14 protein-coding genes and 1 pseudogene are annotated in these 14,504 nt (G+C 73.4%); 10 read left to right on the top strand and 5 right to left on the bottom strand.

Features of this window, described 5'->3' with window-relative positions; genetic code table 11:
* From GL263_RS09745 to GL263_RS09705, 10 genes and pseudogenes are all read left to right on the top strand, one after another.
* Window positions 1–336 (top strand): class I SAM-dependent methyltransferase (locus GL263_RS09745; RefSeq protein WP_500294562.1); only part of this gene is annotated, 336 nt, incomplete at its 5' end.
* A pseudogene (locus tag GL263_RS28825) lies at window positions 320–490 on the top strand (CDGSH iron-sulfur domain-containing protein); the annotation flags it as partial. The gene GL263_RS09745 and the pseudogene GL263_RS28825, both read left to right, overlap by 17 nt.
* 138 nt (window positions 491–628) lie before the next feature.
* Window positions 629–1,681, top strand: coding sequence for an iron-containing redox enzyme family protein (locus tag GL263_RS09740; protein WP_323379325.1), 1,053 nt, complete (start codon window positions 629–631; stop codon window positions 1,679–1,681).
* A gap of 103 nt (window positions 1,682–1,784) precedes the next feature.
* Window positions 1,785–2,717 carry a helix-turn-helix transcriptional regulator gene (locus GL263_RS09735; RefSeq protein ID WP_182855204.1) on the top strand — a complete coding sequence of 311 codons (933 nt, stop codon included), beginning with the start codon at window positions 1,785–1,787 and terminating at the stop codon, window positions 2,715–2,717.
* A gap of 77 nt (window positions 2,718–2,794) precedes the next feature.
* Window positions 2,795–3,661: a carbohydrate-binding protein gene (locus GL263_RS09730; protein WP_182855203.1), complete on the top strand. Its 867-nt coding sequence runs from the start codon at window positions 2,795–2,797 to the stop codon at window positions 3,659–3,661.
* Window positions 3,662–3,918: 257 nt separating this feature from the next.
* Window positions 3,919–5,418 carry an alpha/beta hydrolase gene (locus GL263_RS09725; protein WP_323379323.1) on the top strand — a complete coding sequence of 500 codons (1,500 nt, stop codon included), beginning with the start codon at window positions 3,919–3,921 and terminating at the stop codon, window positions 5,416–5,418.
* Between the two features lie 101 nt (window positions 5,419–5,519).
* Entirely contained in the window at window positions 5,520–5,690 is a 171-nt protein-coding gene (gene rpmF, locus GL263_RS09720; protein WP_182855201.1) for a 50S ribosomal protein L32, read from the top strand.
* 5 nt (window positions 5,691–5,695) lie between these two features.
* The gene (locus tag GL263_RS09715; protein ID WP_182855200.1) at window positions 5,696–6,928 is read left to right on the top strand and encodes a GTP-binding protein; all 1,233 of its coding nucleotides are present in this window, start codon (window positions 5,696–5,698) and stop codon (window positions 6,926–6,928) included.
* A 220-nt stretch (window positions 6,929–7,148) separates the two neighbouring features.
* Window positions 7,149–7,565, top strand: coding sequence for a VOC family protein (locus GL263_RS09710; protein ID WP_182855199.1), 417 nt, complete (start codon window positions 7,149–7,151; stop codon window positions 7,563–7,565).
* 122 nt (window positions 7,566–7,687) lie between these two features.
* Window positions 7,688–7,957 carry a DUF3099 domain-containing protein gene (locus GL263_RS09705; RefSeq protein ID WP_182855198.1) on the top strand — a complete coding sequence of 90 codons (270 nt, stop codon included), beginning with the start codon at window positions 7,688–7,690 and terminating at the stop codon, window positions 7,955–7,957.
* 46 nt (window positions 7,958–8,003) lie between these two features.
* Here GL263_RS09705 and GL263_RS09700 read toward each other — a convergent pair whose 3' ends face one another.
* The 5 genes from GL263_RS09700 to GL263_RS09680 form a co-directional block, all read right to left on the bottom strand.
* Entirely contained in the window at window positions 8,004–8,498 is a 495-nt protein-coding gene (locus GL263_RS09700; protein ID WP_182855197.1) for a hypothetical protein, read from the bottom strand.
* A 206-nt stretch (window positions 8,499–8,704) separates the two neighbouring features.
* Window positions 8,705–9,712 carry an ornithine carbamoyltransferase gene (gene argF / locus GL263_RS09695; protein WP_182855196.1) on the bottom strand — a complete coding sequence of 336 codons (1,008 nt, stop codon included), beginning with the start codon at window positions 9,710–9,712 and terminating at the stop codon, window positions 8,705–8,707.
* Between the two features lie 117 nt (window positions 9,713–9,829).
* Window positions 9,830–11,056, bottom strand: coding sequence for an arginine deiminase (locus GL263_RS09690; RefSeq protein WP_182855195.1), 1,227 nt, complete (start codon window positions 11,054–11,056; stop codon window positions 9,830–9,832).
* Window positions 11,057–11,179: 123 nt separating this feature from the next.
* Entirely contained in the window at window positions 11,180–13,735 is a 2,556-nt protein-coding gene (locus GL263_RS09685; protein WP_182855194.1) for a polynucleotide kinase-phosphatase, read from the bottom strand.
* The coding region (locus tag GL263_RS09680; RefSeq protein WP_182855193.1) for a methyltransferase at window positions 13,732–14,504 on the bottom strand (773 nt) is incomplete at its 5' end. The genes GL263_RS09685 and GL263_RS09680, both read right to left, overlap by 4 nt.

The following is a 14,504-nucleotide window of genomic DNA, read 5'->3' as shown; positions in this document are numbered from 1 at the left end:
GTGCCGACCCCCGCCACCGCGCCCCCGCGGGGCGCCCGGCGCACCCACGACGCCGGCTGGGACGGCCGCGACCTGCTGGACCGCGTCTGCGACGCGGCGCCCTCGGTGCTGCGGCGCGGCGGGCGGCTGCTGCTCGTCCACTCCGCGCTCTGCGACCCGGAGCGCACGCTGGCCCGCCTCCGCGAGACGGGCTTCGACGCCGCCGTGGGCCGTCGTCGGCACGTCCCGCTCGGCCCGGTCATGCGGCAGCGGCTCTCCTGGCTCCGCGCCCTGGGGCTGGTGCCGGAGGACTCCGACGCGGAGGAGCTGGTGGTCGTCCATGCCCGCAGGCGATGACACCCGGCGGCGCCTGCGGGTCGGCCGCCGTGGCCCCGTCATGGTGGAGGGCCCGGTCGAGGTGGTCACCGAGAACGACGGCACGCACACCTCCGACCGCTTCCAGAACGCCATCTGCACCTGCGCCCGCAGCCGGGTCTTCCCCTGGTGCGACACCAGCCACCGCCGGCGGCAGCGCCCCGCCGGCTCCGCGCGTGCTGACGAACGGGACCGGGCGGCGACCGGCCGGCAGGAGGACGGTCCGGGGCGGCACCCCGGCCGGGATCTCCAGGAAGTGTTCCAGGAGGCACAGGTGAGCACAGCCGTCGCGGGGGCGACGCCGCACCACACCGATCCGCCGCTGCCGCACGCGCGCGGCGAACTGTCCGAGGCCGTCATCACCGCCCTGCGCGAGCCCGGCTCGCCGCTCCCCAGCCCGGCGGCGGTGGCCGAACAGGACCCGTTCGGCGAGGACCTGCAGTTGCTGCTGTACGTCCTCTACGAACTCCACTACCGGGGCTTCCGCTCGGTGGACGCGGACGCCGAATGGGACCCCGGGCTGCTCGCCGTCCGCGCGGCCGCGGACGCCCGGTTCCTCGCCGCGCTGCGGGAGGGCACGGGTGACGCCGACGGGGGCGGGGACGGCGATGTGGCCGCCGCCGTGGAAGAGTTGCTGGTGGAGCCCGTCGGCCACGACCCCGACAGCGTCAGCCACCACCTCCGACGGTCGAGCGAACTCTGGCAGTTGACCGAGTACGCGGCGCTGCGGTCGCTGTACCACCTGAAGGAGGCCGACCCCCACCTGTGGGTGGTGCCCCGGTTGTGGGGGCGGGCGAAGGCGGCCATGGTCGCGGTGGAGTACGACGAGTTCGGCGCGGGGCGGGCGGAGGACGTGCACGCGCGGCTCTTCGCCGACCTCATGACGGACCTCGGACTCGACGCCCGCTACGGCCGCTACCTCGACCACGCGCCGGCCGCGGCGCTGGCGACCGTCAACATGATGTCCCTGTTCGGGCTGCGCAGGTCCCTGCGGGGCGCGCTGGCGGGGCACTTCGCCGCCGTGGAGATCACCTCCTCCCCCGGCTCCGCGCGGCTGGCCGAGGCACTGCGTGCCGCCGGCGCCGGGCCGGCCGCGCAGCGCTTCTACGACGAGCACGTCGAGGCGGACGCCGTCCACGAACAGGTGGTGCGCCACGAGGTGTTGGACGGCCTGCTGGAGGAAGAGCCGCACCTGGCCCCCGACGTGGTGTTCGGCATCCGCGCCACCGGCTTTGTGGAGGCGCGGTTCGCCGCGCACGTGCTTCCCGCCTGGCGGGCCGGACGGTCGGCGCTGCGCGCCCCGCTCGACGCCTCGCCGCCCCGCTGAGGAAGCCTCGCCGCCCCGCCGGGGAAACCGGGCGCGGGACGCCGGCGGCGCGGATCTCCGCGTTCGGGCCGTCGGGGTGGCGCGCGGCGCCTACCGTGAGGGCATGCCCCGCGTTCCCGACGGCCCGGCGGCGTCCGCGGATCCCGTGCCCCTGCACCGGCTCGACGTTCCCGCCCCGCATCTGCTGCCGTTCGCGCTCGGCACCTTCGACACGATCGGCCCGCTCTCCCGCGCCTCCTTCCCGCACCGGCACTCCTTCCACGAGGTCGTGTACGTCGCGGAGGGCTCCGGCCGCCATGTCGTGGACTCGGTGTGCCGGCCGCTCCAGCCGCCGCAACTGTGCGTGGTGTGGCCCGGTCAGGTCCACCACTGGGAGCTGACCGGGCAACTCTCCGGCTGGGTCGTGCTGTTCAACCCGGACTTCCTGTTGACCCATCCCGAGGACGAGGAACTGCTGCGCTCGCTCAGCACGCAGCCGCTGCTCCCCCTCCCGGCCGAACAGGCGCGGGGGCTGACGAGGCTGCTGCGGGAGATGCGCGAGGAGTACGAGTGCGGTGCGAGCGGCCACCGCTCGGTACTGGAGTCGCTGCTGCACGTCCTGCTGGTCCGCGCCGCGCGGTCGGCCGCCGGGCCGGCGCACGACACCTCGGGCCGGCCCGGGGTCGAGGACCGCGCGCGGGAACTCGCCCGGGACTTCCTCGGGTTGCTCGGTCTGCCCGACGGCGTCGGCGCGTCGGTCGGCGAGCACGCCGCCCGCCTCGGGGTCAGCGGCGGCTACCTCACCGAGGCGGTCAAGCGGGCGACGGGCCGGACGCCGAGCCAGCTACTGCGGGAGGCCCGGGTCCGGGAGGCCAAGCGGCTGCTGATCGCGACGGAACTGTCCGTGCGCCGGGTGGCCGACCGTGTCGGCTACCCCGACGCCGCCTACTTCTGCCGCTTCTTCCGCCGCGAGACCGGCATGAGCCCCGGCTCCTTCCGCCGCACAGCCCTGCTCGCGCCGCGCCCGGCCCCCGCACGGGATCCCGCCCACCGCTGAGGCCACCACGCCGCAGCCCGGCGTGGGACGGGTTGGTCACCATGTCTGCGGTGTTCAGTCCATCGCCGGGTGGCGGGATGTCTCCTAGCGTCTTCCGGGACCCGTCCCCCCACAGGCAACAGGAGGCGTTTGTGCAGGAAGAACAGGAGCAGTCGCCGGGCGGCGGCATCAGCCGGAAGGGGCTGTTGAAGGTGGCGCTTGCCGCCGTCCCGCTCTCCACGGCGCTCGGTGGTGCGGCGCTCGCGAGGGACGCCGCGCCGAGCGGGCGCCCGCTCGTCCCCACACCGATGTGCGACGACGGTGACGACCCCACACCGCCGCAGATGGAAGGCCCCTACTTCAAACCCAACTCGCCGCGCCGGACATCCCTGTTGGAGCCGGGGGCGCAGGGCGTCCGGCTGACCGTGACCGGGTACGTGTTCGGCCTCGGCTGCCAGCCGGTGTCCGGCGTGCTGCTGGACTTCTGGCAGGCTGACGTCAACGGCGCCTATGACAACCGGGGGTTCCGCTACCGGGGGCACCAGTTCACCGACTCCCGGGGCGCGTTCCGGTTGGAGACGATCGTCCCCGGCCTGTATCCGGGCCGGACGCGGCATCTTCATGTCAAGGCGCAGGCGCCGGGTCGTCCGGTGCTGACGACCCAGTTGTACTTCCCGAACGAGCCGCGCAACGCGACCGACCAGTTGTTCAACCCCGCGCTGCTGATGAACGTCCGGCAGTCGGGGTCCGCACGGGAGGCGACGTTCGACTTCGTGCTCAACCTCCGGCAGGGCCCGGGTGAGCCGTCACCGACGCCGCCCGGCGGCACCTGGGCGGTGGGTACCGCGTACCGCCTCGGGGACCGGGTGACCTACTCGGGCGCGACCTACGAGTGCCTCCAGGCGCACACCGCGCAGCCCGGCTGGGAGCCGCCGTCGGCTCCCGCCCTCTGGCGCCGGCGCTGACCACGCCCGCGGACGCCGAGGACGCCGCCGGCTTCAGGCCGACCGGCGGCGTCCTCGCGTAGTCGGCGGCCGCCTCCCGCCACCCGGTGGCAGGGCACGGCGCGCCGACGTACGGTCGAAGTGTCCCCACCTCGACCGGTGGGAAACCGCCCGGAAAGATGAGCCGTTGGGCCCGCCGGGCGGGGGCGGTTCCGCGCCTCGACGACGCCTGTCCCGCGTTCTCCTGCCCGGCCGAGCCAGCTGCCCCGGGAGGAACCGTGCCTGGCAGGTTTCCGATCGTGTACGTCAGGGGCTTCGCCGGCGACACCTCTGGCATCAACAACGCCGTGAAGGACCCGTTCTACGGGTTCAACGAAGGTTCGACCCATGTGCGGGTCGGCGCTCGGAACGAGCCGGCGTTCCACCAGTTCGAGAGCCCGCTGCTGCGGCTCCATCTCGACGAGGGCTACCACGTCCTGGTCGAGGGGGGCCAGGAGGCGTATCTGGAGGCGCACGACGAGATACCGCGGGAGAGCATCTGGGTCCACCGCTTCTACGACCGGTACGCCAGCACGTGGGGCGACCAGCCCGAGCGGTTCCGCCTGGAGTCGGCGGCGCTCGACCTGCTGCGGCTCGTGCGGTCGCTTCGGGAGAAGAGCGGCGCGCCACGCGTGCACCTGGTGGCGCACTCGATGGGCGGGCTGATCGCCCGCTGCCTGCTCCAGAAGATCCTCCCCGACCTGGGCGAGGACCCGGCGGAGTACGTCGACACCCTGTTCACCTACGGCACGCCGCACGGCGGGATCACCTTCGACGTCGGCTACGGGGTCCTGGAGAAGCTGCGGGACGTCACGGGGATCAAGGGCGCGGACGTCTTCGGTCCGCGCCGCATGTACGAGTACCTGACCTCACAGGCGCGTCGGGTGGGCGACGGCCCGCCGAGCGGCTGGGACGCCCGGCGGATGCCGGAGGGCGAGCTGTCCTTCCCCACGGACCGGGTGTTCTGCCTGGTGGGCACCAACCCGGCCGACTACGACGTGGCCTTCGGGCTGTCGTCCGCCACGGTCGGGGCGAGGAGCGACGGCCTGGTCAAGATCGAGAACGCGTTTGTGCCGGGCGCGCACGTCGCGTACGTGCACCGCAGCCACAGCGGCCGGTACGGGCTGGTCAACTCGGAGGAGGGCTACGAGAACCTGCGGCGCTTCCTCTTCGGGGACCGCCGGATCGAGGTGTCGCTGGTGGACTACAGCCTTCCGGCGGAGCGGGACGTCACGTGGCAGGCGGAGGTCATGGTGTCGGTGCGCGGTCTGCCGATCGTCACTCACGAGCGGCTTGCGGCCCACTGGTGCCCCGTCCAACTGGACGCGGAGGAGACGGCGGGCGGCGTGCGGACGCCGCTGGCGAGCGTCTTCCTCGGCAGCGACCTGCCGAGGCCGCCCGGCAGTCCGGCCATGCGGTACGCGCTCCAGCTGCGGGTGCTGGCGCTGCGGGCGCGGGGCGGCTTCCTGCGCTTCCGCGACCATCTGGAGCAGGCGTCGGACTTCGCCGACACCCTGGTGGTGGACCACCGTCCCGGCTCCGGGGGCGAGGAGGTCCGGGCGGACTGGAACTCGGTCATCCGCGGCACGATCAAGGACCACACACCCGAGAACGTGCCGTTGCGCGACGAGGAGCCGCGTTCCGGCGAGTGGGTGGCGCACGTGCGGCTTCCCGAGACCGCGGACCCGCTCCTCGGGTTCGGCGCCCGGCTCCGGCTGGCGGTCACGCCCTGGAGCTGAGGACGGACCCGGCGGGGGTCGAACGGAAGCCGATTTAGAAACGAGAACCGTTTTCAGGTACGGTGCGGGGGCCCACGCAGCCGGACTCCCGGAGGACTCCCATGGCCGTACCCAAGCGGAAGATGTCGCGCAGCAACACCCGCCACCGCCGCGCGCAGTGGAAGGCGACGACGCAGCAGCTCGTCCCGGTGACCGTGGACGGCAGCGTCTACATGGTCCCGCAGCGCCTGGTGAAGGCGTACGAGCGCGGCCTGCTGCGCCCGGAGGGCTGAGCGCGATGTCCCGGGCGGACGACGACCGCCGGCTGCCGGTGACGGTGCTCTCCGGCTTCCTCGGCGCCGGCAAGACCACGCTGCTCAACCACGTGCTGGCGAACCGCGAGGGGTTGCGGGTCGCGGTCATCGTGAACGACATGAGCGAGGTCAACATCGACGCCGCGCTGGTCAGGGGCGGGGAGGCCACGCTGTCCCGCACCGAGGAGCGGCTGGTGGAGATGACCAACGGCTGCATCTGCTGCACCCTGCGGGACGACCTGCTGGAGGAGGTCGACCGGCTGGCCCGGGAGGGCCGCTTCGACCACCTGCTGATCGAGTCGAGCGGCATCTCCGAGCCGATGCCCGTCGCCGCGACGTTCGCCTTCCCCCGCGACGACGGCGCCACGCTCGGCGACCTCGCCCGGCTGGACACCATGGTCACCGTCGTCGACGCCGCCAACTTCCTGCGCGAGCTGACCAGCGGCGACGGGCTGGTGGAGCGCGGGCTCGACCAGTACGAGGACGACGAGCGCACCGTCAGCGACCTGCTGATGGACCAGGTCGAGTTCGCGGACGTCATCGTGCTCAACAAGCTGGACCTGGTCGGCGCGGCCGACGCGGACCGGCTGCGCGCGGCGCTCGCCAGGCTCAACCCGGTCGCCCGCCTGGTGCCCGCCCGTCACGGCCGGATCGACCTCGGGCAGGTCCTCGGCACCGGGCTGTTCGACCTGGAGAAGGCGCAGCAGGCGCCCGGCTGGGTCATGGAGCTCAACGGCGACCACGTACCGGAGACCGAGGAGTACGGCATCTCCAGCACGGTCTTCCGGGCCGACCGCCCCTTCCACCCCGAGCGGCTGTGGCGCTTTGTCACCGAGCGGATGGACAGCGGGGAGTTCGGGCGGGTGCTGCGCTCCAAGGGCTTCTTCTGGCTCGCCAGCCGGCCCCGGGTGACCGGGTTGTGGTCGCAGGCCGGCTCGGTGGCCCGCTTCGAGCCGTCGGGTGCCCGCGAGGTGGGCGCCGGTGGCCTGCAGGCGCCCGCGTCCCAGGGTCAGGAACTGGTCTTCATCGGCACCGAGCTGGATGCGGACGCCCTCCAAGAGGCGCTGGAACGCTGCCTGTTGGCCGACGGCGAGACGGTCGAGGACGGGCAGGACCCGTTCCCCGCCTGGGAGACGTACGGCCTGGACGAGGCCTGCGACCACGAGCCCACGGCAACACACGACCACTCGCACGCCGCGCCGGTCCCGGCGGGCTGAGAGACCCACAGGCCACCGGGGTGGGGCGGTGGACGCAGCCACGGCAGCGCGCCACCCCGGTCCACCGCGCCGCCCCCGCCGAGGCACCGGCGGGGGCGGCGAAGACTTTCGGATTCTCCTCCGCTCCGAGCGATGAGTTCCCCGGACGCCGCCCGTCTACCTCTTCGAACACACCGACCGCCGGCAGGTGGCGGCCGGAGCACACCGAGGAGAGCCCGACATGGCCCGCATGATCTTCGTCAACCTCCCGGTCAAGGACCTGGAGGTCAGCAAGAAGTTCTTCACCGAGCTCGGCTTCGGCATCAACCCCGACTTCACCGACGAGAACGCCGCCTGCGTGGTCTTCAGCGACACCATCTACGCGATGCTGCTCACCGAGCCGTTCTTCAAGCGGTTCACCAGCAAGCAGATCGCGGACACCGGCAGCACCACCGAGGCGCTGCTGTGCCTGAGCGCCGACAGCCGCGCGGAGGTCGACCAGCTGTGCGACAAGGCCCTCGCGTCCGGCGGCGCACCGGCCGGCGACACGATGGAGGAGGGCCCGATGTACAGCCGCAGCTTCCAGGACCCGGACGGCCACCACTGGGAGGTCATGTACATGGACATGGAGGCGATGGGCGCCGCCGGCGGCCGCTGACGGGCGGTGGCGGGGAGCAGTCGAGGCCACGGCCACCCGGGCGGCGTCCCGGCCGGTGGCCGGGCCCGCCCTTCCGTGCCGGGAAACTGTGCACGCCCGGCGGCCGGTCGTACTGTGGAGGTATGTACGCACGGCGGCGTCGGCGGTACTTCGCGCTGATGACAGTGTGTCTGACGCTGTTCCTCAGCGCGACGGTCTTCGTGCGGCTTGTCTCCGTCCCGATCGCCGTGGCGATGTGTGTGGTCGCCGCGATGATCCCCCCGGTGGCGGCGATCGTGGGGAACCGCCGGGAGGCGGACGAGGCCTGGTTCGACGAGGAACCGGGCCCCGACCAGCGCACCCCGGACGAGGAACTCTGGGAAGAGGAGATGCGCGGCTACCGCCGCGACTAGCCGCGGCGGACAGCCGCAGCAGGCCCGCCGCACGGCTCCCCCGCGATCAGGCCAGGTTCTCGGTGCCCGCGACGACGGCGAGCGACCACCTGACGTTGTCGTCGCCGCTCACCGTGACGCGCTGGTAGCCGGTCGGCAGCGTGCCGGCGCCGAACTGGTGCCGGACGCCGGTGACGCCGGGTGACCGGTCGGCGCACGGAACCTCCACCGAGTCCCCGGCGACGTCCACGGTCAGGGCGCCTTCGCCCTGGCAGTCCACGTAGAGCCAGTGGTCGCGCGAGGCGGCGGGCCGGAAGCCGGCGCGTTGTTCGTCCCGCTGGTCGGAGTGGGCGGAGAGCAGCTGCTCGCAGCCCCGGCCGGCCGCCTCGCAGGGGCCGTCGAGAGGAGCCGTCGCCGACAGCCGCTCGGCCTGCTGGGCGGCGCCCGGCGCCGGCTTCGACGTGGCTCCGGGGCTGTCCGGGCCGGCGCTGCAGGCCGTGGCCAGCGCGCCCAGCAGCGTCACCGCCGCGATGGTGGTCAGCGTGGAACGGGTCGCTCGCATGGATGGTCCCCCCTCGGTCGGTCGCCCGAGTGGGGATCCCGGCAGGGCTCGCGCCCCGGGATGCCCGCTCGGGCTGGTCGACGGCTAGGACGCCGTGGCGGGATGATCCGGTTGCACGGCGCGGAGGGCCGGTCGCACGGGTGCGGAGGACCGGGCGGCGCGGGCCGGCCGTGGTGGTCAGGCCGTGGCGGCCCGGCCGTGGCGGGTCAGGGCTGGTCGCCGAGGGTGGCGACGAGGACGGCCTTGATCGTGTGCATGCGGTTCTCGGCCTCCTCGAAGACCAGCGACGCCTCGGATTCGAAGACCTCGTCGGAGACCTCCAGCGCGGTGAGCCCGTGGCGCTGGTGGATCTCCCGGCCGACCTCGGTGCCCAGGTCGTGGAAGGCGGGCAGGCAGTGCAGGAACCGCACGCCCGGGTTGCCGGTGGCGGCGAGCACGTCGGAGGTGACCGCGTAGGGCGCGAGCAGCTTGATGCGCTCGTCCCACACCTCGGCGGGCTCGCCCATCGAGACCCACACGTCGGTGGCGACGAAGTCGGCGCCGGCGACGCCCTCGTCCACCTTCTCGGTGATCAGCAGCCGGGCTCCGCTGGCTTCCGCCAGCTCGTGCGCCCGGGCCGTCACCTCCGGGGAGGGCCACAGCTCGCGGGGCGCGACGATGCGGACGTCCATGCCGAGCAGCGCGCCCGTCACGAGGTAGGAGTTGCCCATGTTGTAGCGGGCGTCGCCGAGGTAGGCGTAGCTGATCCGCTCCAGCGGCTTGTCGCTGTGCTCGGTCATGGTGAGCACGTCGGCGAGCATCTGGGTGGGGTGCCAGGTGTCGGTGAGTCCGTTGTAGACGGGGACGCCGGCGTGCTCGGCCAGCTCCTCGACGGCGCTCTGGGCGCTGCCCCGGTACTCGATCGCGTCGAACATCCGGCCCAGCACCCGGGCGGTGTCCTTGGTGGACTCCTTGCGGCCCATCTGGGAGCCGGCCGGGTCCAGGCACATCGTGCGGGCGCCCTGGTCCGCGGCGGCGACCTCGAAGGCGCAGCGGGTCCTGGTGGAGGCCTTCTCGAAGATGAGGACGATGTTCCGGCCGCGCAGCCGCTGCTGCTCGGTGCCGAGCCGCTTGGCCGCCTTCAGCTCTGCGGCAAGCGTGACCAGTGAGCGGAACTCCTCGGCGGTGAAGTCCAGCTCCTTCAGGAAATGGCGGCCCTTGAGGTCTGTCGCCATGCGGCGCTCCTACGGTCGTGTGCAACGGACTCAAGTCGGAAGTGTATACGAGAGCACGCATCACTATGCAGGCGGGGTGTCCGCGCCGCCGTCCGACCCGTGGGGCCGCCCGCCTCCTCAGCTCACCGCGTCCCGCTCCACCGGGCAACTCATGCAGCGCGGCCCGCCGCGCCCCCGGCCCAGCTCGCTCCCGGGGATCTCCAGCACCTCGACGCCCTGTTTGCGCAGGTGGGTGTTGGTGGTGACGTTGCGCTCGTAGGCGACCACCACGCCCGGCTCCACCGCCAGCACGTTGCAGCCGTCGTCCCACTGCTCCCGCTCGGCGGAACGCACGTCCTGGGTCGCGGTCAGCACCCGCACCATCCCGACGCCCAGCGCCGCCGCGATGGCGTGGTGCATCTCCTCCGCCGGGTGGTCGGTCACCTTCAGCTCGTCTCCCGAGCCGCCCGGCTCGATCGTGTACGAGCGCAGCATGCCAAGACCCGCGTACTGGGTGAAGGTGTCCTTGTCGACCATGGTCATCACCGTGTCCAGGTGCATGAACGAACGCCGCTTGGGCATGTCGAGCGCCACGATCACCCGCGCGGAGCCGGCCCGGAACAGCTCCCTGGCCAGCGTCTCCACCGCCTGCGGCGTCGTCCGCTCGCTCATGCCCACCAGCACCGCGCCGTTGCCGATCACCAGCACGTCACCGCCCTCGATCGTCGACGGGTGGCTGCTGCCGGCCCGGGACCACACCCGGAAGGACGCCTCGGCGAACGTCGGGTGGTGCAGGTAGATCGCCTCGAAGTGCACGGTCTCCCGCTGCCGCGCCGGCCAGCGCATGGCGTTGATCGCCACCCCGTCGTAGATCCACGCCGAGGTGTCTCGGGTGAAGAGGTGGTTGGGCAGCGGGTTCAGCAGGAAGTCGTCCATGGCCAGGGAGTGGAAGTGGACGGAGACGGGCTCCGGCTGCCGCTCCAGGTACTCGCGCTTGGTCTCGCCGCCGATGAGCACGTTCGCCAGCTCGGTGGCCGGCAGCTCGTCGTAGCCGGCCCGCAGCCGGTCGGCGGCCAGCGGCCCGAACGCCTGCTCGTCGAAGACGCGCTCCAGGACCAGCCGGCGGGCCGCCGGCACGTCCAGCGTCTCGGTGAGCAGGTCACGGAAGAGGTGCACCTCCACCCCGCGGTCGCGCAGTATGTCGGCGAACGTGTCGTGCTCCTGGCGCGCGCGCCGCACCCACAGCACGTCGTCGAAGAGCAGGTCGTCCTTGTTGGACGGCGTGAGCCGTTTCAGCTCCAGGTCCGGTCGGTGCAGGATGACGCGGCGCAGCCGGCCGACCTCGGAGTCGACGTGGAATCCCATCTCCCCATCCTGTCCGAGCGGCGGCCGTTGGCCCAGTGCGCCGCCGGGATTTCGCCCCGCGGCGCAACCTGCGGCCCGCCGCCCGGTGGGCGGGCGGCGAGCCGCGGAGGCGTCCGGTCGCCGTCAGAGGCGGGGGTCCACCGGTTCGGACTCCAGGGCGAGGACGGCGAAGACCGCCTCGTGGACGCGCCACAGCGGTTCGCCGGCCGCGAGCCGGTCCAGCGCCTCCACACCGAGGGCGTACTCGCGCAGCGCCAGGGACTCCTTGTGGCCGAGGTGGCGTTCGCGGAGCCGCTCGAGCTGGCCCGGCCTGGTGTACTCGGGGCCGTAGACGATCCGCAGGTACTCCCGGCCCCGGCACTTCACGCCGGGCTGGACGAGCCGCCCGCCCGGGCGCCGGGTGAGCGGGTGCAGCGGCTTGACGACCATGCCCTCGCCGCCGGCCTCGGTGAGCCGCAGCCACCAGCGGGTGCCGGCGGCGACGGACTCGGGGTCGCCGGTGTCGACGAGGAACCGGTCGGTGCGGCGCAGCAGCCCGCCGGCGTCGGCCTCGACGAGGCGGTCGATCAGCGCGAGCTGCCGGTCGTGCGGCTCGCCGGCCAGGCTGCGGCCCTCCGCCGCGAGCAGCTGGAACGGCGCGAGCCGGACGCCCTCCAGGCCGTCCACCGGCCAGCAGTAGCGCCGGTACGCCTCGGTGAACGCGGCCGCGCAGTCGGCGCGTTCACGCTGGTCGGCGAGGAGCGAGCCGACCGGAAGACCGCGTGCCGCGGCCCGTTCCAGGTCGGCGACGACGGTCGGCAGGACGCCGCCGGCGGCCGCGCCCACCGCGGCGTACTGCTCGCGCAGCAGTCCGGCCGCCTTCGCCGACCACGGCAGCAGCTCGGCGTCGAGCAGCAGCCAGTCGGTGTCCAGTTCCTGCCACAGCCCGGCCGCGTCGACGGCCGCGCACAACCGGTCCAGCAGGGCGCCGGTGAGGGCGGGGTCGTCGAAGAAAGGGCGCCCGGTGCGGGTGTAGAGCGCACCGGTGACGCCGCCGTGCGCGTCGAAGCGCTTCTCGGCGGTCGCCGCGTCCCGGCAGACCAGGGCCACGGCCCGGGAGCCCATGTGCTTCTCCTGGCACACGACCTCCCGCACGCCCGCCTCCGCGTACCCGGCGAACGCCTCGGCCGGGTGCTCCAGATAGCCCTCCTCGCGGGAGGTCGCGCAGGGGGCCATCGTGGGCGGCAGGTAGGGCAGCAGTCCGGGCTCGACGGCAAAGCGGCTCATCACCTCCAGCGCGGCGGCGGCGTTGTCCTCGCGGACGGCGACCCGGCCCAGGTGCCGGGTCTCGACGACCCGGCGGCCGGCGACGTCGGTCAGCGCCAGCGGACGGCCGCTCGGGGACCCCGCGCCCAGCGGCCGCACCGGCTCGTACCAGACGCGCTCGGCCGGGACGTCGACCAGTTCCCGCTCGGGCCAGCGCAGCGCGGTCAGCGCGCCGCCGAAGACGCAGCCGGTGTCCAGGCAGATGGTGTTGTTCAGCCATGCGGCGTCCGGGACCGGGGTGTGGCCGTAGACGACGGCGGCCCGGCCCCGGTAGTCCTCCGCCCAGGGGTAGCGGACCGGCAGCCCGAACTCGTCGGTCTCGCCGGTGGTGTCGCCGTACAGGGCGTGCGCGCGGACCCGGCCGGAGGTCCGGTTGTGGTACTTCTCCGGCAGGCCGGCGTGCGCGACGACCAGCCGGCCGCCGTCCAGCACGTAGTGGCTGATCAGGCCGTTCACGAACTCGGCGACCCGGGCGGGGAACGCCGGGTCGTTCTCGGCCTCGCGCGCCAACTGCTCGACGGTCTCGGCGAGTCCGTGCGCCAGGCGCACCTTGCGGCCGCGCAGATGGCGGCCGAGCTTCTGCTCGTGGTTGCCGGAGACGACCAGCGCGCTGCCGGCCTCGGCCATGCCCATCACCAGGCGCAGCACGCCGGGGCTGTCCGGGCCGCGGTCGACGAGGTCGCCGACGAACACGGCGGTGCGGCCCTCGGGGTGGTGGGCGCCCACCGCGCGGCCGCCTGCGTCGCGGGTGAGCTGGTATCCCAACCGGCCCAGCAGGGACTCCAGTTCGGCGCGGCAGCCGTGCACGTCGCCGATCACGTCGAACGGTCCCGTGACGTGCCGCAGGTCGTTGTAGCGGCGTTCGCGGACGATCTCGGCGCCGTCGACCTCCTCGACGCCGCGCAGGACGTGCACCCGCCGGAAGCCCTCGCGCTCCAGACCGCGCAACGAGCGGCGCAGTTCCCGTCGTTGGCGGGGTATGACGTGGGCGGGCATGTCCGCGCGGTCGGGCTTGGCCGCGTTGCGTTCGGCGCAGACGGCCTCGGGCACGTCGAGCACCACGGCCACCGGCAGCACGTCGTGCTCCCTGGCCAGCCGCAGCAGCTGGCGGCGGGCCTCGGACTGGACGTTGGTGGCGTCGACGACCGTCAACCGGCCGGCGGCCAGCCGCTTGCCGGCGATGTAGTGCAGCACGTCGAAGGCGTCGGCGCTGGCGCTCTGGTCGTTCTGGTCGTCGCTGACCAGGCCGCGGCAGAAGTCGGAGGAGACGACCTCGGTGGGCGCGAAGTGCCGGGCGGCGAAAGTGGACTTGCCCGAGCCGGTGGTGCCGATCAGCACGATCAGCGAGAGGTCGGGAACGGCGAGCGTGGTCATGCGGCGGTCTCCTTCCGGCGTGTGCCGGCACGGTCGCGGTCGGCCGGTCCGGCCGGTTCGTCGGGCCCGGTGGCGGTGAAGAGGGCGAGCTGGGTGGGCGGTCCGACCTCCGGGTCCTCCTCGCCGACGGGGCGGAAGGCGACGGTGTAGCCGTGGCGTGCGGCGACGTCCTCGGCCCAGCGGCGGAACTCGGCGCGGGTCCACTCGAAGCGGTGGTCGTGGTGCCGGAGTTCGCCGGCCGGCAGCGTCTCCCAGCGCACGTTGTACTCCGCGTTCGGGGTGGTGACGACCACCGTGCGCGGTCGCGCGGCGGCGAAGACGCCGTGCTCCAGCGTCCGCAGCCGGGGCGGGTCCACGTGTTCGACGACCTCGCTGAGCACGGCGGCGTCGTAGCCGGCGAGCCGGGTGTCGACGTAACTCAGGGAACCCTGGAAGAGGTTGACCCGGGCGGCCTGCCGCTCCCCCAGCCGGTCCAGGCGCAGTCGGCGGGCGGCGATCCGCAGGGCGCGCGTGGACACGTCCATGCCGACGATCTCGGTGAAGCGGCGGTCGGCGAGGAGGTCGACGAGCAGCCGGCCCTCGCCGCAGCCGAGGTCGAGCACCCGGGCGGCGCCGGAGTCCGCGAGCGCGGCGAGGATGGCGGCGCGGCGGCGCGCGGCCAGCGGGAGGGCCGCGGCGGCTTCGGAAGGCGCGGGGTCGGGTTCGGGGGTGTCGGCCTCAGGGGTGTCGGCGGGTTCGGGGACCGCGTTGTCCAGGGCGTCGACCGTGC

The sequence above is a fragment of the Streptomyces durbertensis genome, from assembly GCF_014156695.1.
Classification (GTDB): Bacteria; Actinomycetota; Actinomycetes; order Streptomycetales; family Streptomycetaceae; genus Streptomyces; species Streptomyces durbertensis.
Note: the sequence above shows the minus strand (reverse complement) of the source record. Positions and strands in the feature narration are given on the sequence as shown.